Annotated in this window: 24 protein-coding genes and 1 tRNA gene; 7 read left to right on the forward strand and 18 right to left on the reverse strand. The window is 64.4% G+C overall.

Annotation, left to right across the window (positions count from 1 at the left end; genetic code table 11):
* Positions 1–2: 2 nt before the first annotated feature.
* The 3 genes from ACR9WD_RS00615 to ACR9WD_RS00625 form a co-directional block, all read right to left on the reverse strand.
* On the reverse strand, positions 3–617 hold the full coding sequence (locus ACR9WD_RS00615) for a hypothetical protein (RefSeq protein WP_038993652.1): 615 nt from the start codon (positions 615–617) through the stop codon (positions 3–5).
* 238 nt (positions 618–855) lie between these two features.
* Positions 856–2,022 (reverse strand): MFS transporter, encoded by a 1,167-nt coding sequence (locus ACR9WD_RS00620; protein WP_434922490.1) that lies wholly within the window; start codon positions 2,020–2,022, stop codon positions 856–858.
* Between the two features lie 108 nt (positions 2,023–2,130).
* The gene (locus tag ACR9WD_RS00625) at positions 2,131–2,796 is read right to left on the reverse strand and encodes a hypothetical protein (protein ID WP_073707958.1); all 666 of its coding nucleotides are present in this window, start codon (positions 2,794–2,796) and stop codon (positions 2,131–2,133) included.
* Between the two features lie 160 nt (positions 2,797–2,956).
* Between ACR9WD_RS00625 and ACR9WD_RS00630 the strand changes: the two genes are divergently transcribed.
* Positions 2,957–3,029: transfer RNA gene (locus ACR9WD_RS00630), tRNA-Lys, on the forward strand.
* Positions 3,030–3,119: 90 nt separating this feature from the next.
* On the opposite strand, the gene ACR9WD_RS00635 is transcribed toward ACR9WD_RS00630, so the two are convergent.
* The 8 genes from ACR9WD_RS00635 to ACR9WD_RS00670 form a co-directional block, all read right to left on the reverse strand.
* The gene (locus tag ACR9WD_RS00635; protein ID WP_141358736.1) at positions 3,120–3,710 is read right to left on the reverse strand and encodes a dienelactone hydrolase family protein; all 591 of its coding nucleotides are present in this window, start codon (positions 3,708–3,710) and stop codon (positions 3,120–3,122) included.
* Between the two features lie 18 nt (positions 3,711–3,728).
* Positions 3,729–3,980, reverse strand: a complete 252-nt coding sequence (locus ACR9WD_RS00640) for a hypothetical protein (protein WP_434922491.1) — start codon at positions 3,978–3,980, stop codon at positions 3,729–3,731.
* Between the two features lie 75 nt (positions 3,981–4,055).
* Positions 4,056–5,660: an ABC-F family ATP-binding cassette domain-containing protein gene (locus tag ACR9WD_RS00645; RefSeq protein WP_434922492.1), complete on the reverse strand. Its 1,605-nt coding sequence runs from the start codon at positions 5,658–5,660 to the stop codon at positions 4,056–4,058.
* A gap of 307 nt (positions 5,661–5,967) precedes the next feature.
* Positions 5,968–6,447, reverse strand: a complete 480-nt coding sequence (locus ACR9WD_RS00650) for a hypothetical protein (protein WP_121865927.1) — start codon at positions 6,445–6,447, stop codon at positions 5,968–5,970.
* 242 nt (positions 6,448–6,689) lie between these two features.
* Positions 6,690–7,472, reverse strand: a complete 783-nt coding sequence (locus ACR9WD_RS00655) for a CPBP family intramembrane glutamic endopeptidase (RefSeq protein ID WP_052254090.1) — start codon at positions 7,470–7,472, stop codon at positions 6,690–6,692.
* Positions 7,473–7,628: 156 nt separating this feature from the next.
* Positions 7,629–8,330 carry a demethylmenaquinone methyltransferase gene (locus ACR9WD_RS00660; protein ID WP_038993613.1) on the reverse strand — a complete coding sequence of 234 codons (702 nt, stop codon included), beginning with the start codon at positions 8,328–8,330 and terminating at the stop codon, positions 7,629–7,631.
* Positions 8,331–8,386: 56 nt separating this feature from the next.
* Positions 8,387–9,370, reverse strand: coding sequence for an SRPBCC family protein (locus ACR9WD_RS00665; protein ID WP_121865928.1), 984 nt, complete (start codon positions 9,368–9,370; stop codon positions 8,387–8,389).
* Positions 9,371–9,381: 11 nt separating this feature from the next.
* Positions 9,382–9,720: an ArsR/SmtB family transcription factor gene (locus ACR9WD_RS00670; protein ID WP_038993615.1), complete on the reverse strand. Its 339-nt coding sequence runs from the start codon at positions 9,718–9,720 to the stop codon at positions 9,382–9,384.
* 216 nt (positions 9,721–9,936) lie between these two features.
* Between ACR9WD_RS00670 and ACR9WD_RS00675 the strand changes: the two genes are divergently transcribed.
* Complete coding sequence (locus ACR9WD_RS00675; RefSeq protein WP_052254091.1) at positions 9,937–11,157, forward strand: GAF domain-containing protein; 1,221 nt, start codon at positions 9,937–9,939, stop codon at positions 11,155–11,157.
* 9 nt (positions 11,158–11,166) lie between these two features.
* Here ACR9WD_RS00675 and ACR9WD_RS00680 read toward each other — a convergent pair whose 3' ends face one another.
* Positions 11,167–12,066, reverse strand: coding sequence for a LysR family transcriptional regulator (locus ACR9WD_RS00680; RefSeq protein ID WP_190265137.1), 900 nt, complete (start codon positions 12,064–12,066; stop codon positions 11,167–11,169).
* An 84-nt stretch (positions 12,067–12,150) separates the two neighbouring features.
* Between ACR9WD_RS00680 and ACR9WD_RS00685 the strand changes: the two genes are divergently transcribed.
* The 5 genes from ACR9WD_RS00685 to ACR9WD_RS00705 all read left to right on the forward strand — a co-directional run bounded on the left by ACR9WD_RS00685 (position 12,151) and on the right by ACR9WD_RS00705 (position 16,767).
* Entirely contained in the window at positions 12,151–13,062 is a 912-nt protein-coding gene (locus ACR9WD_RS00685) for an EamA family transporter (protein WP_223308849.1), read from the forward strand.
* A gap of 123 nt (positions 13,063–13,185) precedes the next feature.
* Positions 13,186–14,709, forward strand: a complete 1,524-nt coding sequence (gene adh / locus ACR9WD_RS00690; RefSeq protein ID WP_190264386.1) for an aldehyde dehydrogenase — start codon at positions 13,186–13,188, stop codon at positions 14,707–14,709.
* Positions 14,710–14,782: 73 nt separating this feature from the next.
* On the forward strand, positions 14,783–15,808 hold the full coding sequence (gene adhP, locus ACR9WD_RS00695; RefSeq protein WP_190264387.1) for an alcohol dehydrogenase AdhP: 1,026 nt from the start codon (positions 14,783–14,785) through the stop codon (positions 15,806–15,808).
* A 71-nt stretch (positions 15,809–15,879) separates the two neighbouring features.
* Positions 15,880–16,293 (forward strand): DUF779 domain-containing protein, encoded by a 414-nt coding sequence (locus ACR9WD_RS00700; RefSeq protein WP_190264388.1) that lies wholly within the window; start codon positions 15,880–15,882, stop codon positions 16,291–16,293.
* Positions 16,294–16,314: 21 nt separating this feature from the next.
* Entirely contained in the window at positions 16,315–16,767 is a 453-nt protein-coding gene (locus ACR9WD_RS00705) for a pyrimidine dimer DNA glycosylase/endonuclease V (protein WP_190264389.1), read from the forward strand.
* Here ACR9WD_RS00705 and ACR9WD_RS00710 read toward each other — a convergent pair.
* The 6 genes from ACR9WD_RS00710 to ACR9WD_RS00735 all read right to left on the reverse strand — a co-directional run bounded on the left by ACR9WD_RS00710 (position 16,764) and on the right by ACR9WD_RS00735 (position 20,460).
* Positions 16,764–17,747 carry a diaminopimelate dehydrogenase gene (locus ACR9WD_RS00710; protein WP_190264390.1) on the reverse strand — a complete coding sequence of 328 codons (984 nt, stop codon included), beginning with the start codon at positions 17,745–17,747 and terminating at the stop codon, positions 16,764–16,766. The genes ACR9WD_RS00705 and ACR9WD_RS00710 overlap by 4 nt on opposite strands.
* A gap of 295 nt (positions 17,748–18,042) precedes the next feature.
* The gene (locus tag ACR9WD_RS00715) at positions 18,043–18,204 is read right to left on the reverse strand and encodes a hypothetical protein (protein ID WP_162989147.1); all 162 of its coding nucleotides are present in this window, start codon (positions 18,202–18,204) and stop codon (positions 18,043–18,045) included.
* Between the two features lie 35 nt (positions 18,205–18,239).
* Positions 18,240–18,518: a metal-sensitive transcriptional regulator gene (locus ACR9WD_RS00720; protein ID WP_038993621.1), complete on the reverse strand. Its 279-nt coding sequence runs from the start codon at positions 18,516–18,518 to the stop codon at positions 18,240–18,242.
* A gap of 42 nt (positions 18,519–18,560) precedes the next feature.
* On the reverse strand, positions 18,561–18,932 hold the full coding sequence (gene trxA / locus ACR9WD_RS00725; RefSeq protein WP_038993623.1) for a thioredoxin: 372 nt from the start codon (positions 18,930–18,932) through the stop codon (positions 18,561–18,563).
* Between the two features lie 25 nt (positions 18,933–18,957).
* On the reverse strand, positions 18,958–19,845 hold the full coding sequence (locus ACR9WD_RS00730; protein WP_434922493.1) for a sulfite exporter TauE/SafE family protein: 888 nt from the start codon (positions 19,843–19,845) through the stop codon (positions 18,958–18,960).
* Between the two features lie 9 nt (positions 19,846–19,854).
* Complete coding sequence (locus tag ACR9WD_RS00735; protein ID WP_038993625.1) at positions 19,855–20,460, reverse strand: rhodanese-like domain-containing protein; 606 nt, start codon at positions 20,458–20,460, stop codon at positions 19,855–19,857.
* Positions 20,461–20,475: the final 15 nt, after the last annotated feature.

Raw genomic sequence — 20,475 nt, forward strand, 5'->3', positions numbered from 1 at the left:
CCCTAGGACTCCTTCACCAGCACGCGACCGAGGTGGTCGGCAAACTGGCGCAGGGTGTTGGCCGTGAGCATCAGGTGGTCGGCCACGCGCTGGTGGCGGTGGATCGTGCCTGCCTTGGCGAACTTCGAGATCTCGTTGACCCACACCAGGTGGGTGCGCGCCGCGCGCTTGGAGAACTGCAGCATCTGCAGCCAGTTGTCTTCCAGGTCATCGAGGTTGTGCAGGCGCTGGACCGAATCGGAGGCCAGTTCGGCCAGCTGCGAAATGAGTTCAAGCTGCTCCGAGGAACGCTCGGAGAGCGGGGTGGAGCCAACGGTCATGATCAGCTCGCCGGTGCCGCGCAGGTGTTCCATGGTCTCGTGCAGCAAACGCGAGAGGGTGTACATGTCTTCGCGGGGCAGCGGGCTGATATAGCTGGTGCGCAGGTGGGTGAGCACCGCGTGCACCAGGTCGGAGGCCTCGGCTTCCGCGGCAGCCAAATCCCGCAGCTGATCTGCACGGGTGTCGGGTGAGCCGATCATCTCGGCGACATTGGCAACGGAGGAGCGAATGGTCGTGGCCAACCCGCACAGCAACTCGATGCCGCGCGAGGCGGAGGGAAAGATCTGGAACTTCACTTTTCGGCGCACCATTCGATTCGACTGTTATTGGTACCAACGCAGAACAGTTTACGACGCGGAAGTTAACGCCGGTTACTTGATGGTGCCGGACCGGGAACGCCTCTCGGCGGAAGGCCGCTCGAAGCGGCAGAATTTTGGAGCCCGGGGTTACCAGCAGCCCGGCACCGTTATCTAGTGTTCTCGCCTGACCGGTGCGCTGTCAACCGCCGGGGTGGTGCTCGTGCGGTTTCTCACGCTACCGGCGCAGGCCCTTTTCCGCTCCGCTCAGGCAGAGCAGTGCGCAGCAGAACCAGATCGCGCCCGCAGGACTCAAGCCGGCGGCGACAGTACTTGAGATAACCGGCAAAGCTACTTGTCCGACGCGGTTTCCCATGAGCCTGACGGCCAATGCTGCGCCGCGGTCCACCGCCGGCACCGACGTGGAAATCATCGTCATGGTCATCGGCTGGCCCAGGCCCAGGAAGAAGCCGCCGACCAGCAGCGCCGCCCCGGCAGCCCAGAGCGAATCGATGAACGCCGGAGCCAGGGCGATGGCGATGCCCGAAACCCACAAGCTGGTGACCAGCAGGTGATTGCGCTCGAAGTAGGCCGAGAGCTTCGGAATGAACAGCCGCGAAATAACCGAAGCGAAACCTCGAATGGCCAAAAGCACACCAACATTTTCCGGTGTGACGCCATGTTTCTCCGCCACCAGCGGCAAGAATGCGGTGAGGATGTCCAGCATCGCCAGCAGGGTCATCGAGGCGAACATGTGCGAGGCCATGCCCCTGATGCGCAGCACCGAGGGAATGGAGGCCTTGGACTTCGGCGGACGGGTCTGCGACGCCGATTTGGAGATCTTCGGCTGCCAGCTCGGAAGCAGGAAGGGGACAGCCAGCAGCGAGCACCCGGCGGCAATCCACAGCGACAGGCTGATATCGGCGACACGCTCGGCGGAGAGCGCGTCGGTGCCGGAGCCGAGCACCATTCCGCCGATCAGCGGCCCGATGAATTGCCCAGCGGCATAGGCGGCAGTGAACCAGCCGAACCCCTTGTCCAGATCGCTGTCGGGGAAGAACCGGGCAATCGACGATTGCCCTCCAATGGTGAACATCAAGTGCCCAAGCCCCAGCACGGCGCTGGCCAGCGCCACGGTCAGCGCATTCGGCGAGAAATTGATGCCGATGCCGCCGGCGGCCAGAAGGGCGACGCCGGCAACCATCAGGAAGCGGATCCTGCGGATGCGCGAACTGACCCGGCCCAGCATCATCGCGGTGAACAGCGGAAGGATCGCATAGGCGGCAGTCACCACGCCGACGGTAAACGCGCCGGAGCCGAAGGAGATGAGCTTGTAGGTGGTGACCGGCCGAATGAGGTTCAGCGCTGTTTGGGATAGCAGCGCCGTCGCGATCAAGATCAGCAACCAGCGTACGAGTCCTGAAGAGTTGGTCCTCGATGCGGCGCCCACACCCACCTGCCTAGAATTGAGGGGTAACTTCCTCAATCCATCCTAATGGCGCGGGAGCGCCTTTCAGTCCAATGCGTCCTGGCGCCACAACCGGGCGCAGACTTCCAGATCAGCGGCCGTAGCCGTCAGCGCCTTGGCCTGCTGCGTCAGCTTCGTTCCCCGGTCGCTGTTGGAGAAATCTGCGGCATCGGCATGCTCGGTCATGCCAAGGGCCACGACCCGGCAATAGGCGGCAGTGCGTTCCAGGGCGTGGGCGAAGTCTCCGTTGAAGGCGCCGGAGAGAATCGAACCGGTCATCTTCTTCATTTCTTCGGCGGTCGGCGGTTCGGCCACCCCGGCGACGATGCGTTCGACCTGGGCACGGTGGGCTCCGGCCTGGAACCGTGCCGCGTGCACTTCCGGCTTGCCCATGGTGGCCGCGCGGACCGCATACAAGCGCCACAGCGCGCCGGGCAGGGAATGGGCGGGAGCTTCGCTCCACAGCTCAGCGAGCACCTCCAAGCCCTCTTCCTCGGCAACGGCGATCAGCCGGCGTGAAACTTCGGGGTCGTTGTTGGCAATGCCGCGTTGCACGAAAGCCTGGGCAGACAAATGAGCGGCCTCGGAGACGCGCGCCGGGTCAGCGCCTCCTTCGTAGGGCTCGAAATCTGCCGGGGCGAAGGGGCGTGGCTTGTGATGGCGGAACCCCGCATCCTGGGCTACTTTTGATCCTGCACGTGCACCTCTCATGCGCTCCAGAATACTCGCTGAACCTGAGTTCTCCGCCAACAGGTGATTTAGCTTGCAAACCCCAAGATCAAGCGGGAATTACGGGCTGCCACGGTGCGGATTACGCCGATTAATGATCATGCCGGTCCATCGGGTAGTATGGATTTTGGCCTTGTGCCGTGCGCCTTTAGCTCAGCTGGTAGAGCACTGGACTTTTAATCCATTGGTCGCGGGTTCGATCCCCGCAGGGCGCACAGAGTGAACCGGACCCGGCTTGCAGACGCAAGCCGGGTCCGGTTTTTCAATTCATTGTCCAGCATGGAACCGCCGGGCTGCCCCTCCTGCTAAACGTAGCGCTCCAGGAATTTGATGATGCGCTCCATCACCAATGCGCGAGCTTCCGGGTCATGCGAGCGCAGCGAGCTGTCGGTGAACAGGTGCTTGTCGCCAGGGTAGGTGAACAGCTCGGCGAGCCCTGCGCCCTCATTGCTGACGAAGCGCTGCGCTGCTTCCAGATCGCCTTCCTTCGCGAAGAACGGATCCTGGTCCATGCCGTGGATCTGCACCGGCACGCCTTCCGGCCACGGCCCGAAGCTCCACTCGGCTTCCAAGTCCACAAAGGATTCCAGCAGGACCGCGGCGACGGCGCCGGGGCGTTGCTGCGCGCACTGCTGGGCCAGCGCGGCACCCCACGAAGTGCCGATGTATACCAGCTCTTCGGGCAGCTTGGCGAAGAGCTTGTCGACGCGTTCCTGGATCTTGTCCTCGGTCATCTTGCCCGCCATGCGCATGCCCGTGTCGAAATCCTTGGGCAGCTTGCCGGCGTACAGGTCCACCGGGTGCACCGTGTGGCCGGCCGCGCGCAATTCAGCGGCCATCTGCTGCACCCCAGGGGTCAGGCCCTGGACGTGATGGAAAAGAACGATCGTAGCCATGGGTGCTCCTATTGGTTGCTAGCGTTCGTCGACCAGGTTCTCAATGCGCCGCGGCAGGTGCTCAATGGCCACGTCCCAACCGGGCATCTGGCTATTGATTTCCACGCTGTAACCCTCAACCAGCATGAATTCTGCGCAGGTGAGCGCCTCCTGCCCGGAATCCGTTTCATAGATGAAGGCTCGTTTGATGTCCTGCCAGAGCAGGGTCGCGGACTGGTCGATCACGAGGCCGGTGTTGACGACTTCGACGGTGCGCTGGGGATAGGACATGTTCAACTTGCTTTCGGGGTCCTCGGCGGTGTGCTTTGAACAAGTCTAGACCGGCAGCGCACCGCCGTGGGGTTATCAAACCGGATCCGGATAGGATTTCGCCAAGGTTCCCCCGGGGCCGGTTTCCAGCAAATAGTCCAGATCCAGCTGCGACAGGAAATGCTGATCGTGGCTGACTACCAGCAACGCACCCTTGTAGGCGCCCAGTGCCTCGCTGAGCTGGCGCACGCTGTCCACATCCAGATTATTCGTGGGCTCGTCGAGGATCAGCAGCTGCGGTGTGGGTTCGGCCAGCAGCAGCGTCGCCAGGTAGACCCTGAAGCGCTCGCCGCCGGAGAGCGCCGCCAAGGGACGGTCGGCCCTGGCACCGCGCAGCAGCAGCCGGGCAAGCATCTGGCGCACGTCGTTTGCGGTTGCCGTTGGAGCCACCGACGCCACATTCTCCATGGCGCTCAGCTGGCCGTCCAGGCCTTCCAGGCGCTGTGGCAGATACCCGACCCGGTCCACGAAAACCTTTCCGCCCAAACCGCTGCCCGGAGCAACGCCTGCGAGCATCTGCCTGAGCAGCGTGGTTTTCCCCGAACCGTTGGGTCCGACAAGTCCTACGCGTTCGGCTCCCTGGATGATGAACGGGTCTTGCGCTGAACCCAGCACGGCAACCTGCTTGCCGGCGGGCAGCTTCGGATCTGGCAACTCGATATTGATGTGCTCGACCTGGCGTACCCGCTGATCGGCTTCGTCGAGCCGTGCTTGGGCGGAATCGACCTTGCCATCCAGGTGCGATCGCATTTTCCCGGCGTTTGCCTCGGATTTCTGGCGAAGATGGTTCGCCAGGATCTTCGGCATGCCCCCGGAAAGCTGGGTGGCCCGCCCCTTGCGCTTGGCACGGGCCAACTTGGTTTCGGCTTCGACGCGCTGGCGCTTTTCCACCTTCAGCGAGGCCTGGGCGGTTCTGGCTGCCTGCTCGGCTGCCAGCTGCTCGGTTTCCAGCTGCTCGCGATATGCGCTGTAGGGCCCTCCGTAAACGCTGAGCGTCCCATCGTAGAGCTCCACAGTGTGCTCCATGAGCTCGAGCAGCTCGATATCGTGGCTCACCACGACCAGCGTGCCCTTCCACGTGCGGACCAGCTCGTAGAGCAATTCGCGGGTGGGACGATCGAGGTTATTCGTCGGCTCGTCGAGCAAGGTGATGGGTGAATCGGCGATGCGCAGCCCGGTCACTGCCAGCAGCATCGCTTCGCCGCCCGATAGCGTGGATGCCTTCCGGCCCAGATCCAGGCCGCCGAAACCCAGCGGCTCCAGCTCGGCGCGGACCCGGGCTTCCACATCCCAGTTGGCACCCACCGCGTCGAAATGCGCTGGGTCCACACTGCCGGATTCGATAGCCTCCAAGGCTGCCAGGATCCGCTGTATCCCCAGCAGTTCGGCGACGGTTGGGTCCTGGTCCAGAGCCAGCGTTTGCGGAAGGTAGCTCAGCGGTGCGCTCGTTTCCGCCGTTCCGCTGGTTGGGTGCAGCTGCCCGGCGATCAGTTTCAGCAACGTCGATTTGCCGCTGCCATTGGCGCCGATCAGCCCGGTCCGCCCGGAGGGAAAAGTGCCGTCCAAGTTGGCCAGGGCGATTTCTCCCGAGGGCCAGGCGAAGCTGAGATGGTTCAGGATAATGGGTGGTGTCAAAGGCATGCAGGTTCCTCCCGCTAATGCGAAGGGGCTGCCGACTTGGGGGATCACAGAAATGGCTCAACCTCGAAGAGGGGCCGGAAAAGAAAAGGATACCGAAGCCGGTAGCCGAAATGAACAAGTTGCACCGTACAGAATCGGTGCAGGGTCATCGGCTGGCTTAGTAGGTATCCATGCCAAAGAGTGTAGCAGGGAGGAAAACAGGAATTAACCCCTCAGCGCAAGAAGACTGGCATCCACTCCCGGTTGTGCGCGTGGACCAGCGTTAGGAACAGGGCAAGGTCGACGGTAGGGAACAGGCCCCAAAGTTCTAGATCTCAAACGTTCGGATCACCCTGTCGCTGAGCAAGACCTGGTAGGGCATCTGCTTCAATCTTGCAGCATCAATATCGATACCACGTCGTTGGGCCGCAGCGGCAATTTCATCCCACGGATGATCCCCGGACCTTTCCGGGTCATCGATCCGCACCAAATCAAGAATCTCGGCAATCAGCTCATCTGACGACCGCCTCCACCTGGCGGGCCCGGGCTCATGGGATATGGCTGTGAAGCCACGATCCAGATCCAAACTGATCATCGACCCATCGCTCATCAAAATGCATTGCGTGATTTTCACGCTGATGCTTGGCCTCAAATTGTCCGTCAGGGTCTCATCCATGTCGCAGACCGCTGCAATCGACATTGCATTCAGAGTGCTAACCATCGTATGCGGCAGCACGGGAAAAGTTCCAGACTCGTACTCGCCGTGCAGCGGCGCGTAGTGGAATCCCTTTTCGTCGAAATCACTCATAGCCGATCCGCCCTTAGAGGTCCTGGGCGCCTATTGGCGGGCAGCAGTTTCCCGTGGATCGTGCAACGCGGCGATCCGCTCGTGGTCTGGCTCACGGTCGCAGGGGAGCCGGAATAAGGATACCGAAGCCGGTAGACGAAATGAACAAGCTGCGCCGTTCAGAATCGGTGCAGGGGCATTGGCTGGCTTGGCAGGTGTCCATGCCAATGAGGGTAGCAGGGCGGAAAACAGGAATTAGCCCCTCAGTACATGAAGACCGGGAGCCATTCCCGGTTGTGCGCGTGGACCAGCGCGAGGAACAGGACAAGGTCGAAGATCAGATGCACACTTACGACATAGGACAAGGACTTCGTCAGCTTGAAGGTATAGCCCTGCAGCAGGGCGAAGGGGAAGGTCAGCAACGGGCCCCAGGATTGGTAGCCGATCTCCCACAGGAAAGAGGAGAAGATCACCGCTTGCAGGATATTGGCCTGCCAGTCGGGAAAGTGCTTGCGCAGCAAGGCGAATGCCGTGCAGATGAAGAACAGCTCGTCCCAGATGCCCACTGAGTTGACTCCGATGAAGAGCCGCCAGAAGATCGCTGGGTCCGAGGCGTCTGGCCAGTTCTGATAGACGCCGGTGCTGATCAGATACACCGGCAGAACGAGGAAGCCCAGCGCCACCACTGCCAGCAGATACAGTTTCGCTGCCAACGGCCACTTGCGACCGGTGTTCACAGGGAACTTGATAATTTGCTCCCGCAAGGCGAATCGCGAAATCAGCCAGGGCAGCAGGACCGCCGCTGCCAGCGCCGTGCCCATCTGCGCCATGTGGCCCAGGCTCAGGTCCGCGTTGAGCGGAACCAGGCTGATGATCACCAGCCCTGCCGCGATCATTGACAGATGCTGGGCGAGCCTGCGGTCGATGAGAGCTGCGCACAGCAGGCTCAGCGCCAGCAAGCCGTAGCCCGCAGGGCCGTTGCCGGCGCCGAAGAGCAGCGCTGCGGAGGCCGAGAGCAAGGCGGCAGGCAGCAGCTTCCAGCTCATCGCGCAATGCCGCGATTCGGTCGAGGTCCGGCTCACGGACTCAAGCATGCCAGCTGGACTGGAAGAATAACACCACCCGCGTTCGCGGGTCAGGCACTTAAAGGCTTTTGGCCCGCATCCGGTGGATGCGGACCAAGAAGAAATTCTGCGGAAGCCCTACTTCCAGGCGCGGTGAACGGCGACGATGCCGCCGGTCAGGTTCCGGTATTCCACGTTCTTCCAGCCGACGTTGACGAACTTGGCGCCCAGCTTTTCCTGGTCTGGCCAGGCGGCAATGGACTCAGCCAAGTATGCATAGGCGGAAGGGTTAGGCGACACCAGGTAGCCCAGCGCAGGGATGACGCGCGGCAGGAACTGCTGGTAGGCCACCTTGACCGGGGTGACGGTCGGGGTGGAGAACTCGGCGACGACGATGCGGCCGCCGGGCTTGGTCACGCGGCGCATTTCCGACAGCGCCTTCTCGGTGTCATCGATATTGCGCAGGCCATAGGAAATGGTCACCGCGTCAAAGGTGTCATCTTCGAAAGGAAGCTCATGGGCGTCGCCGTACACGAAGTCCAGCTGCGGGTAGCGCTTGCGGCCCTCGGCGAGCATGCCGTTGGACATGTCGCAGGCGGTCACCTTTGCGCCGGCTTCGGCCAGCGGGACCGAGGAAGTCCCGGTACCTGCAGCCAGGTCGAGAATGCGCTCGCCGGGCTTCGGCGCGATCGCCTCGGTGGTGATCTTGCGCCAGTAGTTCACGATGCCGCCGGTCATCAAGGTATTGAGCAAGTCGTAGCGAGGAGCCAGCTTGTCAAACATGTCCTGAACCTGATCGGCCTGCTTATCCAGGCCTGCGCGCGCATTCTGAGAACTCATGGGTCTAAGTCTTTCATATATGCGCGCGCCAAGGCGCCGGATGTGGGGCGAATCGCTTAGAGAATCGATTCCAGCCGGGCGTAGCTGGCTTCCATGCCATCAGCCATTCCGGTGGCGAGCATCGCGTCGCGAGCGGCCTTGTCGCGGTAGGTGACCAACGTGGTCACCAAGGTGCCGCCGGTGGTGCTGGTGAACGTCAGCTGGTTGACGGATCCGGGTACGCCGGAACCGAGCATTTCCTCTCCTCCTTCGAGCTGCTCGGTGCTCGCTTCGTAGTGGCCCTCAACGCGTTCGAGGATCTTTCCGCTGAATCCGAATCCCTTGCCGCCATCGTCAGGGGCCCACCACAGCAGGTAGCTCTCGCCGACGCCGGGAGCCAGCTCGCATTTGGTCATCTTCCAGCCATCGGGACCGTATTGCCAGCGCTTGACCAGTTCCGGGTCGTGGTGGGCGTCCCAGACCTGCTGGCGGGTGCCGCGGACCAGGCGGCTGACGCGAACCTGCGTGTCGTTGAGCAGTTCGGCTTCGGTGGCAAAGTTCTGCGCGTAGTCCCGCAGGTCGATGAGCACCTGCTCGATCTGGCTCATGGCCGAGCGTGTTCCGTCGATCATTCCCATTGCGACGACCTGTTCCAGGTCCGCCGCCGAATCATAGGTTCCGGTGACCGTGAGTTTCGTGCCTTCGGGCAGCGGGTCGAAGGTGAAGACCAGCCGCGAGGTGGGCAACTTGGCGTTCGGGCTGCCGTCATTGTGCGCGAAACCATCGATGACCTCGAAGAATTTCTGGTCGACCACTTCCTGCCAGTGCCAGTATCCGTGGAACTGTTCGCCTTCGGGCGAGGTCATGTGATAGTTCGAGTAGCCTCCGGCGGCGGCGTCGTGGCGAGTGAAGGTGGCCGGGTACTCTACCGGGCCCCAGAACTTCTCAATCTGGCGCGGGTCGAGGTAGGCGTCCCAGAGCCGGGCCACGCTGACCGGGAATTCTGCGTGGACGGTGAGCGTCAAGGACTGGACATCTTTATCAATGGACGTGACGGGCATGGGAATGCTCCTTAGGTGTCCTCGGAGGCAAGGAAATCGTCGAGCCGGCTGATGCGCTGGCGCCAGATTTCCTCCAAGGAAGAAAGTAGTTCTTGTGCGTGCCGGATGGTGTCCGGCTGGCCGCGGACTATGCGTTCGCGGCCACGTGCGATTTTCCTGACCAGGCCTGCGGCTTCCAGGGCGGCAACGTGCTTCTGCACTGCTGCAAAAGACATGTCGTAGCTTGCCGCCAGATCCGAAATGCTGATCTCGGCGTGAAGCGTCCGCCGCACGATGTCCCTTCGTGTGGCATCTGCCAAGGCGCGGAAGACCTTGTTTACCTGTTCTTCGCTCAGCTCATATACAACCATTTGGTTGTATATTACTCTCTCCCTCGCAGCAGGTAAAGGTGCATTCGGGAAAAGAGGGAAAACATTCTGGTTGACTTTTCACCCCCTTTTCCAGTAAATAAGGTGAATTGTCCACTATCAATCTTTGTGCGGCAGCGGGGACTCTTCTCAAGGCACCGCCCGTCCCCTAGGCTTGTGGGAACGGCGGAAATCGAGCCTTGTTAGCGAGGAGATTGCATGAGTGGGTTCTCCATTGATTGGCCTGGCGCATCGCGTCGCGCCCAGCATGCTCATGAGCTCCTGGGCTCCAGCGGAGCCGGCGTTGCCGATCTCCCATTGCGTCAGGATGTGCGGGATTCCTGGAAGCGATCATTGGAAAGCTCCGCTGACCTGCGTGTCCCGTCGGTACTGAGCGATGACCATTTGCGTCTGGCGCGCGAACGAAGCGAACTCCAGCGGATCTGGCCAGTTTTCGAAAAACTCCTGGTCCCGTCCGCCATGGACGCCAATCTCCTGGTGGCCCTTGCTGATGCAGGCGGAACCTTGCTGTGGGTAGCGGGTGGAAATGGCGCCATGAGCCAAGCCGAAGGCGTGGGATTCATGGCAGGTGCCGACTGGGCCGAGAAGAGCGTGGGCACGTCCGCGCCGGGGATGGCGCTGGCAACGGGCGCCGGTTCGCAAGTCTCTGGTGCTGAGCACCTCTACGAGCAGGCCCACCGCTTCAGCTGCTCTGCGGTGCCGATTCGCGATCCGCGCACGGGTCAGGTCATTGGCGCAATAGACCTGACCGGCGGCCCGGAGGCCATTGCCACGCACTCGCTGCCGCTGCTGCAAGCCGCAGTCATGGCCGCGGAAACGCAGCTGCTCCTGCCCGGCGCCGGCGTCGTGGCCGACCCCGACTACCTGGACTTGGGGCGCAGTGACGGGGCCCACCTCGGCTCGACGCCCGTATCCCTGCGCCATGCGGAGATCCTGACGCTGCTGGCGCATTACCGCGAAGGCCTGAGCACCGCGCAGCTGGTCGAGGAGCTGTTCGAGCGCCCGGATGCCGCGGCCGAAGGCACCGTCCGCGCCGAAATCGTCAGGCTGCGCAAGGTGCTTGCGGGTTCCCCGGGCCGCAACCTGACCTCGCGCCCCTACCGCCTGCAATGGGACCTGCAGACGACCTTCGGCCGGCTCAGGCAAGCACTGGAAGCCGGCGAACTCGAAGCCGCCCTGCCGTTGTACTCGCCGGGACTGCTGGCCCGCTCCCAAGCACCTGGCATCGTGGCACTGCTGCACCGGATGGAAGCGGCGCTGCGCGAAATGGCGCTGGACCGCGGCACCGCCCGGCAGCTGCTGAACCTGGGCCGCCAGCTGGCCGACTCGGACCTGTTGCGGGCAGCCCTGCGCGAGCTTCCTGCGCAGTCGCCGGCGCGCTCGTTGATCGTTGCCGAGGTCCAGGAACTCGAATCCTGAGGTCCCGGATTATCGCAGTTCGCGCATCTTCTGCAGCACCAGGGCCAGTGCCGGCCACGCGCTGCGTCCGGCACGCGTCCGGGCGAAGGCCCGCAGCTGCAAATCTGGCCGGTGCAGCGGCAGGATCGACAGCCCTTCGCGTGCGGGACGGTTCTCGGGCAGCAGCCCTACCCCCATCCCGGCGAGGACCAGGTCCTCGACCAGGTCGAGGCTGTCGGCGTGGTGGCGCACCCGCGGGCTGAAGCCGGTCATCGAAGACAGCAGGCGCAGCACCGTCTCGTCGGCGATATTGCGCGAGTTGCCGATCCAATCCCGTTCCCGGAAGGCTGCCAGCACGCCAGCCGCTTCCGGCAGCGCTCCCGCGCCCAGGCGCGCTGCATCGGCCGCGGGAACACCCAGTCCCCAGGGGGTGCTCCACAGCTGAAGGGTGTCGACTTCCGGGCCGATCGTGTCCGGGGCCAGGTTGTAGTCGTAGGTCAGGGCCAGGTCGATGTCGTCGGCGGCCAGCCGTTGGAGCGCCTCGGCAGGTTCCAGCTCAAGCACCACGATCTGCACCGCCGGGTGGTCGCTGGCCAGCTGCTGGATGATCGGCATCAAGGTGGTGCGGATGGCCGTGGCGAAACCCGCAACCCGCACCGTGCCCGACGGCGCAGCCTCGGGATCCAGATCCAGCCGGGCGGCATCCACTGCACCGAGGATGCCGCGGGCATGCTCGGCGAGCCGGCGGCCGGCTGGTGTCAACCGCACCCCGCGGCCGTCGGGTGCCAGCAGCTTGACGCCGACCTCCCGGGAGAGCTGTGCGATTTGCTGGGAGACCGTTGAGGTGGTGGTGCCCAGCACGTCCGCCACCGCCCGCATCGAACCGGTGCGGGACAGCTCGTACAGGTATTGCAGGCGGCGGGTTTCCATGGAGAACATTGTCCAAGAATCTTGAACGATATGTCGATAATTCTCGCGTGGACATGGATGGCCTGGGTGGTCTCTACTGGATCCATGACTTCAACTCCTGTGCGCGCCGTGAATTCAGCTGGTGCCGGATCGCTGATGGCCGTGGCCTCGATGAGCTGCGTCCAGCTCGGGCTGGCTGCCTCCATCGGCCTGGCCGCAACTCTGGGCTCCGACGGCGTGGCATGGCTGCGGCTGGCCTGGGCCGCGGTGATCCTCGTGGCCTTCGCCCGGCCCTGGCGGCTGCGCTTCAGCCGCTCCACGCTGGTGATGTGCGCGCTGCTGGGGCTGGCTACCGCAGGCATGACGCTCTCCTTCATGCGTGCCGTCGAGACGATCCCGCTGGGCACCGCCAGCGCCCTGGAATTCACCGGGCCGCTGGCCGTGGCGCTGGTCCAGGGGAGGGGTGCCGGGCGCTGGTGGGCCTTGGTCGCGGCGGCCGGGGTGCTGGGCCTGACCGAACCCTGGAGCGGATCGGCCGACCTGGTCGGCGTGCTCTATGCCCTGGGCGGGGCCGTCTGCTGGGCGGCATATGTGCTGCTGACCCAGCGCGCCGGAGATGCGGTGGACGGGGTCGGGGCCCTGTCGGTATCGATGCCAGTCGCGGCCCTGGCCGCCACGCTGGTGGTTGGCCCAGGGGTAGCGGGGCGGCTGGACCTGCCGGTGCTGGCCATCGGCCTGGGCTTGGCCCTGCTGCTTCCCGTCGTGCCCTTCTGCCTGGAGCTGCTGGCCCTGCGCCGACTGGCCGCCTCGGCTTTCGGCACCCTGATGTGCCTGGAACCGGCAATCGCCGCCACCGTCGGCGTGGTCTTCCTGCACCAAGTGCCCAGCATGGCGGCCCTGGCCGGGCTTGTGCTGGTGATCGCCGCAGGCATCGGAGCGGCGCGGACCGGGCGGCGCGATCCGGCTGGCGCCGAGCGCGAACTGCAGCCGGCAGCGCCGGCTCGCCAGCCCGGCTGAGGCCCGTTCCGCCGGCCCGGAACGCTGCAACCTTCCTGCAACCTTTGGGTGACTAGAGTCACATTCAAGGTTCCGCGATGAGGCAATCGCGGCCAGGACATCCGATGAAGGAGACGTGGAGCAATGGCGGTTTACGCAAATCCGAATACCGATGGGGCGCTGGTAGATTTCAAGCCACGCTACGAGAACTACATCGGCGGCGAATGGGTGGCCCCGGTCAAGGGCATGTACTTCGAGAACATCACCCCGGTCACCGGCAAGGTCTTCTGCGAGGTGGCCCGATCCACCGCAGAAGATGTCGAAGTCGCGCTGGACGCGGCGCATGCGGCGGCACCGGCCTGGGGCAAGACCAGCCCGGCAGAACGCGCAGTCATCCTGAACAAGATCGCCGACCGCATCGAGGAAAACCTCGAAATGCTCTCCGTGGCCGAGACCTGGGATAACGGCAAGGCGATCCGCGAGTGCCTGAACGCCGACCTCCCGCTGGCGGTGGACCACTTCCGCTACTTCGCCGGCGCCATCCGCGCACAGGAAGGCAGCCTCTCCCAGCTCGATGAGGACACCACCGCGTACCACTACCACGAGCCGCTGGGCGTGGTCGGCCAGATCATCCCGTGGAACTTCCCGCTGCTCATGGCCGTCTGGAAGCTCGCCCCGGCCCTGGCCGCCGGCAACGCGATCGTCCTGAAGCCGGCCGAGCAGACCCCGGCCAGCATCCTGGTGCTCATGGAGCTGATCGGCGATCTGCTTCCAGCTGGCGTGCTGAACGTCATCAACGGCTTCGGCGTGGAATGCGGCAAGCCGCTGGCCTCCAACAAGCGCATCCGCAAGATCGCCTTCACCGGCGAAACCACTACCGGCCGGCTGATCATGCAGTACGCGTCGGAGAACCTGATCCCGGTCACCCTGGAGCTGGGCGGCAAGTCCCCGAACATCTTCTTCGAGGACATCGCCGCCAAGGACGACGCCTTCTACGACAAGGCGCAGGAAGGATTCACCCTGTTCGCGCTGAACCAGGGCGAAGTCTGCACCTGCCCATCGCGTGCGCTGGTCCAGGAAAGCATCTACGACCGATTCATGGGCGACGTCGTGGCCCGCACCAAGGCCATCAAGCAGGGCCACCCGCTGGATACCGAGACCATGATGGGTGCCCAGGCATCCAACGACCAGCTGGAGAAGATCCTCTCCTACATGGACATCGGCAAGTCCGAGGGGGCCAAGGTGCTGCTCGGCGGCGGGCGCGCAGATCTGGGCGGGGAACTCTCGGGCGGCTACTATGTGCAGCCGACCATCTTCGAAGGCACCAACGACATGCGCATCTTCCAGGAGGAGATCTTCGGGCCGGTGGTCGCGGTGACCAAGTTCAAGGACTACGACGACGCGATCTCCATCGCCAATGACACGCTGTACGGCCTGGGATCGGGCGTGTGGAGCCGCAACGGCAACGTGGCCTACCGCGCCGGCCGAGCCATCCAGGCAGGCCGCGTGTGGGTCAACCAGTACCACGCCTACCCGGCGCACTCCGCCTTCGGCGGATACAAGTCCTCGGGCATCGGACGGGAAAACCACCTGATGATGCTGGACCACTACCAGCAAACCAAGAACCTGCTGGTCTCCTACTCGGAGGACAAGCTCGGCTTCTTCTAAGCCGGGGAAGCACCATTCCACCCGAACCGCCCGGTTCGGAAATCCATCCCACGAACTTCAAAGGACAACGTACATGAGTACCATGAAAGCCGCAATAGTCGAGAACTTCAGCGATGAACTGACGGTCGGGGATACCCCGATCCCGCAGCCCGGACCGGGCCAGGCCCTGGTCAAGCTCATCGCCTCCGGCGTCTGCCACACCGACCTGCATGCCGCAGAGGGCGACTGGCCGGTCAAGCCGAAGCTTCCGCTGATCCCCGGGCACGAGGGCGTGGGCACCGTCGTCGCCGTCGGCGAGGGCGTCACCGAGGTCGAAGAGGGCGATGTGGTCGGCAACGCCTGGCTGGCCAGCGCCTGCGGCAGCTGCGAATACTGCCGCACCGGCTGGGAGACGCTGTGCGAATCCCAGTCCAACGGCGGCTACTCGATGGACGGCTCCTTCGGCCAGTACATGCTGGTGGACGCGAAATTCGCCGCCCGCATTCCCGAGGGCTCCGACCCGCACGAGATCGCCCCGGTGCTCTGCGCGGGGGTGACCGTCTACAAGGGGTTGAAGATGACCGGGGTGCGCCCGGGCCAGTGGGTCGCGATCTCCGGCATCGGCGGGCTGGGGCACATCGCGGTGCAGTATGCGGTGGCCATGGGCATGCGCGTGGTCGCGATCGACGTGGCCGACGACAAGCTCGCGCTGGCCACCAAGCACGGGGCGGAGCTGACGGTGAACGCGTTCGCGCAGGACCCTGCCGCGGTGATCCAGGAGAAGATCGGCGGGACCCACGGGGTGCTGGTCACAGCGGTGCACCCGGCAGCATTCGGGCAGGCCATTGGCATGACCCGGCGCGGGGGAACGATCGTGTTCAACGGCCTTCCCGCCGGCGACTTCCCGGCACCGATCTTCGACATCGTGCTCAAGGGCCTGACCATCCGCGGCTCGGTCGTCGGCACCCGCCAGGACATGATCGAGGCACTGGAATTCTATGCGGCCGGCAAGATCAAGCCGACCTTCCACACCCGTCCGCTGGAGGACATCAACGCCGTATTCGACGAGATGCGCCACGCCAAGATCGACGGGCGCGTCGTCATCGACTACACTGCATAGCCCGGTGCGCGGCCCGGCGGGAGCTTCCTGCCGGGCCGCGCGCAGCGGCCCACCATGAACAGGAGCAGGCCATGAGCACCGTCACCGAAACGCGCGCCGCCATCGAGGGAGAGGATTTCTCCCGGGTGGCTTTCACCTCCGACGCCCTTCAGCTGCTGCGCAAGCTGTGGGGGATCCATGGCCCGCTGATGTTCCACCAGTCCGGCGGCTGCTGCGACGGCTCCTCCCCGATGTGCTATCCGGCCGGCGAATTCCGCACCGGCGGATCGGACATCCTGCTCGGCGTGCTCTCCCTGGACGATGACGAGGGCGCCGCTTTGGGCGAGATCGACTTCTGGATGTCCAAGGAGCAGTTCGAATACTGGAAGCACACCAAGCTGACCGTCGACGTGGTCAACGGCCGGGGCTCCGGCTTCTCCGTGGAGGCACCGGAAGGCAAGCGCTTCTTGATCCGCAGCGAGATCATCGAATTCCCTGCCGGCTAGCACTGGCACTAGTCTGGGCCTATGCGCCTCTGGTCCCTGCACCCCTCACTGCTCGACGCCAAAGGGCTCGTCGCCTGCTGGCGTGAAACCCTGCTGGCGCAGAAGGCGCTGGCGGGCCAGACCAGGGGGTACACGGAGCACCCGCAGCTGCTGCGGTTCGAGGCGCAGCCCGCCCCGCTGGAGCATCTGGGCGGCTACCTGCAGGGCTTGCTAGACGAGGCCGATGCCCGGGGCTATCGCTTCGACGCCGCCAAGATCCTGCATCCGGCAGCCCCCGCGCAGCTGCAGAAGATCCCGGTCACCCAGGGGCAAGTGCACTTCGAGCGCGAGCACCTGCTGCGCAAGCTGTCCGTCCGGGATCCCGCGCGCATCGCCCGCCTGGAACCAGCCGGCCAGCTGGCCCTGCATCCGCTGTTCGTGCAGGTCCCGGGACCGGTGGAGTCCTGGGAGAAGGACCCGCTGGCCGCTTCCTAGAGCAGTTCCGCGCGCAGCTGCGCCGCCGACTTCGGCGAGAGCAGCCCCGGGGCAACGTCGAAGACGGTCTGCGCGCCGGTGATCCCGGCCTGGTTCATGCGGTGCACGGCGCGGGCGTAGGCCACCAGCACGCTGGAAGTGAACTCGGGGTTCGAGCCCAGCGCCAGCGAATACTCGATGACCTGCTTCTGCGCATCGCTGGTGTTGCCCGAGCGGATCACGAAACCGCCGTGCGGCATCGCCGAATGCTCGGCCGCCAGGGTCTGCTCGTCGATGAATTCAACCGTGGTGTCGTACTGGTCGAAGTAGTGCTCCATGGTGACGATCGCTTCGCGCACCGCCTCGGCGTCCGCGCCGTCCTCGAGTACCACGAAGCATTCGCGCTGGTGCTTTTCTCGGGTGCCCAGGGCCGGGCGCTCGCCGGCCCGCACGCGGTCGATCGCTTCCTGGCTGGGTATCGTGTACTGCACGCCGGCGGCGACACCCGGCACGCGGCGCACCGCATCCGAGTGCCCCTGGCTCAGGCCGCGGCCCCAGAAGGTGTAGGTCTCCCCGTCGGGCAGCAGCGCCTCGCCGTACACGCGGTTGATCGAGAACATTCCCGGATCCCAGCCCGCGGAAATCAGCGCGGTCTTGCCGGCGGCCTTGGCCGGGACGTCCACGGTTTCGAAGTACTCGGGGATGCGCGCGTGGGTGTCGAAGCTGTCCACCGTGTTGTACAGCGCCGCGTATTTCGGGCCCTGCTCCGGCAGGTCCGACTTCGAGCCGCCGCACAGGATGAGGACGTCGATCTGGCCGGTGTGCTGCTGAAGATCGGCGATGGCGAAACGCGGTGCCGGGCTGGCCAGCTGCAGGTCCTGCGGGTCGCGTCGGGTGTAGACGCCGACCAGCTCCATGTCCGGGTTCTTCGCGATCGCGGCCTGCACGCCGCGGCCGAGGTTGCCGTAGCCGGCAATGCCAATACGGATTTTAGAGGTCATGATGATGGGATTCCTTTGGGGTCAGCCGGAGCGCGGTGCCGGATGCCTCGCTGACCCGCGGAGCATCCGATCTGCAGCACGCGCATGGTCATTACCTCGGATTATTCCAAAGAACTCTGACACTAGGTAAATGCGAGCTGACTATGTCGCCTGGGTATCCTGAACGGGCAGGCAACTGCCACGGCTCATCGTTGCCACAATGGTTGGCTTATCGGAACCATTGTGTGAACAACGCGAGCTGCTGCGGCCCCCGCACAGGCATCTGTGGTGGATGGGCGGGGGACGAAGGCAGGTTCTAGCGGCCGAACAGGCGGCTGAAGAAGCCGGTTTTCTGCTCGTTCTCGTGGCCCTGGCAGCGGTCGCGGGCGGGAACGCCGCGCATGACCGAATCAACGTGCTGGCCGCACCCGGCCCATGTGGTCTTGCCGCATTTCTTGCAGGAAACCTGTCGGCACATCGGGTGCCTCCTTTTCTGGCGTGATAGCCGTAGATCTATGAAAGTGAAAGGAAGAGCTTTTCCAGCTCCTCGATGGTCAAGCCGTCTTCGGCTTCGGCGGTCTGCTCCGGATCAACCAGGCAGTGCTGCATGGCCGAGGAAACGATGGCGAATCCTGCGCGGTCCAGCGCGGTGGATACGGCGGAAAGCTGGGTCACCACATCGCGGCATTTGCCGTCGCCCTCCACCGAGTTGATGACAGCATCAAGCTGGCCGCGGGCCCGCTTCAGGCGGTTCAGGATTCGCTTGCGTGTGGCTTCATCCGCATTGCGCATGATGTGCTCCATTTCGAAAAGACCGTGGGGCGGACCCCGGGGTTATGGCTCGGACGTCTGAGCGGCGGCCAGTTCGGCGTGCACGGCGTCCATGTCCAGGTTCTTCAGCGAGACGACCAATTCTTCCAGGCCTCGGGAATCCAGTGCGCCGGGCTGGGAGTAAACCAGCACGCCGTCCTTGAATGCCATCAGCGTCGGGATGGAAGTGATCTGGGCGGCGGCCGCCAAGTCCTGCTGCGTCTCGGTGTTGACCTTGCCGAAGACCACGTCCTCGTGCAGGCCGGCCGCGGTGTCGAAGACGGGCGCAAAGTTGCGGCACGGGCCGCACCAGGCTGCCCAGAAGTCGACCAGCAGCATCTGGGAGGACTTGACGGTTTCAGCGAAGTTCGTCTCGGTCAATTCTAGCGGTTTCATGGGTATTCCTATGGGTAGATGCGAGCTAGCCCGCAGTCGGGGCCGGGTCAGCGGGGGCTTTGCGCCAGGGACAGATGGCGGCCACTGCCGGGACCTTGGTGCACAGCACCCATGCAACGGCGACGACCGTGGTGGCACTGGCAAGGACGAGTCCTGCCGGATTCGGCAGTTCCTGGGACAGGACGAAGATGCCCATGGCCAGGACGAAATAGCCGAATCCCCGGCGCAGCTTCTGCTCCGGAACCCGGGCGGTCAGCCGTGCCCCGACCAGCGAGCCGATGATCGCCGCCGCGGTAATGGACAGCGCCAACGGCCAGTTGACCGAAGTGGAATTCAGGTGCCCCAGCATTCCGGAGGCCGAATTCAGCGAGATGACCAGCAAGGACGTGCCGACCGCGTGCTTCATCTGCACCCCTGCCAGCAGCACCAGGGCCGGAACGATGAGGAATCCGCCGCCGGCCCCCACCAATCCGGTAACCATGCCGACTGCCAGTCCGACGGGAATGTACAGCAGTAGCGACCGCCCCTTGGCCGCGGCATCGTTGTCCTTCTTCCGTCCGCGGATCATGTTCCGTGCGCTGGCCATCATGATGATGGCGAAGGCCGCCATCAGAACGCCACCGGGAATGGCGGCGCTGGCCAGGCCGCCGAGCAGCGCGCCGCTCATGCTCGAAGCGGCGAAGACCAGGCCTGCGGCCCAGCGGACATTGCGGGCCCGCGCATGCGGCAGCAGGCTGGCCAGCGAGGTCGCGCCCACCACGAACAGCGACGTGGTGATGGCCTCTTTGGCTTCCATGCCCGCCACATAAGTGAGCAGTGGAACCATCAGGATGGAACCGCCGCCACCGAGCAGGCCCAGGGCAAGGCCGACGACGACCGACAGGGCCAGGACCAGTATCAAAAATGGTTCCACTGCCCGCGCCTACTTGCCGTGCGGGTTCAGCTGCTGCCCGGCATTGGGGATCTGCGCCAGCGGGTTGGCCTTGCCATTGGTGCTTGCCTTGTTCCACGGCATCTTGGACAGCACGCTGGCCATGGCGCAGGAGTTGCTGGCCGCGGAGTAGACCAGGCCCGCTCCGATGCCCGCGGACAGGTAGCCGAGCTTGGGGCTGGCCAGTTTGGAGCCGATGAAGCCCAGTAGCACCAGCGAGCCTGCGGTCATGCGAACCTGGCGGTCCATGGCCCAGCGCTGGGTGCCGCGCACCACCTCGCCGCCGGACTTCTCCCAGGCGGAGATGCCGCCATCCAGCACGCTGCCGGATTCGATCTGGAGGTCGGCCAGCTTCTGCTGCGCCTGCCCTGCGCGGGTGCCGGACTGGCAGACCAGCACGATCTGCTTGGCCAGCTTGCGGGTCACGTCGTGGGCGTGTTCCGCTACCAGGTCCAGCGGCAGGTTGTACGAGCCGGGGATGTGCACGGATTCGAATTCCGCGGGGGTGCGCACATCCAGGACTGCGACGGCCGAATCCTCGGCGGCCAGCAGGTTCTCCAGGGTCGCGGGGTCCATGACGTTGATGGGGGTGCTCATATTTCGGGTGCTTCC

Source organism: Glutamicibacter sp. PAEs-4, from assembly GCF_051161755.1.
GTDB lineage: Bacteria > Actinomycetota > Actinomycetes > Actinomycetales > Micrococcaceae > Glutamicibacter > Glutamicibacter nicotianae.

Coding starts and splice junctions, on each gene's coding strand:
- trxA (WP_038993623.1), bottom strand. CDS start 18,932: ATGAAACCGCTAGAATTGACCGAGACGAACTTCGCTGAAACCGTCAAG.
- ACR9WD_RS00675 (WP_052254091.1), top strand. CDS start 9,937: ATGAGTGGGTTCTCCATTGATTGGCCTGGCGCATCGCGTCGCGCCCAG.
- ACR9WD_RS00640 (WP_434922491.1), bottom strand. CDS start 3,980: ATGTCCTATCCCCAGCGCACCGTCGAAGTCGTCAACACCGGCCTCGTG.
- ACR9WD_RS00700 (WP_190264388.1), top strand. CDS start 15,880: ATGAGCACCGTCACCGAAACGCGCGCCGCCATCGAGGGAGAGGATTTC.
- ACR9WD_RS00650 (WP_121865927.1), bottom strand. CDS start 6,447: ATGAGTGATTTCGACGAAAAGGGATTCCACTACGCGCCGCTGCACGGC.
- ACR9WD_RS00670 (WP_038993615.1), bottom strand. CDS start 9,720: ATGGTTGTATATGAGCTGAGCGAAGAACAGGTAAACAAGGTCTTCCGC.
- ACR9WD_RS00660 (WP_038993613.1), bottom strand. CDS start 8,330: ATGAGTTCTCAGAATGCGCGCGCAGGCCTGGATAAGCAGGCCGATCAG.
- ACR9WD_RS00635 (WP_141358736.1), bottom strand. CDS start 3,710: ATGGCTACGATCGTTCTTTTCCATCACGTCCAGGGCCTGACCCCTGGG.
- ACR9WD_RS00735 (WP_038993625.1), bottom strand. CDS start 20,460: ATGAGCACCCCCATCAACGTCATGGACCCCGCGACCCTGGAGAACCTG.
- ACR9WD_RS00645 (WP_434922492.1), bottom strand. CDS start 5,660: ATGCCTTTGACACCACCCATTATCCTGAACCATCTCAGCTTCGCCTGG.
- ACR9WD_RS00680 (WP_190265137.1), bottom strand. CDS start 12,066: ATGGAAACCCGCCGCCTGCAATACCTGTACGAGCTGTCCCGCACCGGT.
- ACR9WD_RS00685 (WP_223308849.1), top strand. CDS start 12,151: ATGACTTCAACTCCTGTGCGCGCCGTGAATTCAGCTGGTGCCGGATCG.
- ACR9WD_RS00710 (WP_190264390.1), bottom strand. CDS start 17,747: ATGACCTCTAAAATCCGTATTGGCATTGCCGGCTACGGCAACCTCGGC.
- ACR9WD_RS00655 (WP_052254090.1), bottom strand. CDS start 7,472: ATGAGCTGGAAGCTGCTGCCTGCCGCCTTGCTCTCGGCCTCCGCAGCG.
- ACR9WD_RS00665 (WP_121865928.1), bottom strand. CDS start 9,370: ATGCCCGTCACGTCCATTGATAAAGATGTCCAGTCCTTGACGCTCACC.
- adh (WP_190264386.1), top strand. CDS start 13,186: ATGGCGGTTTACGCAAATCCGAATACCGATGGGGCGCTGGTAGATTTC.
- adhP (WP_190264387.1), top strand. CDS start 14,783: ATGAGTACCATGAAAGCCGCAATAGTCGAGAACTTCAGCGATGAACTG.
- ACR9WD_RS00625 (WP_073707958.1), bottom strand. CDS start 2,796: ATGAGAGGTGCACGTGCAGGATCAAAAGTAGCCCAGGATGCGGGGTTC.
- ACR9WD_RS00715 (WP_162989147.1), bottom strand. CDS start 18,204: ATGTGCCGACAGGTTTCCTGCAAGAAATGCGGCAAGACCACATGGGCC.
- ACR9WD_RS00720 (WP_038993621.1), bottom strand. CDS start 18,518: ATGCGCAATGCGGATGAAGCCACACGCAAGCGAATCCTGAACCGCCTG.
- ACR9WD_RS00705 (WP_190264389.1), top strand. CDS start 16,315: ATGCGCCTCTGGTCCCTGCACCCCTCACTGCTCGACGCCAAAGGGCTC.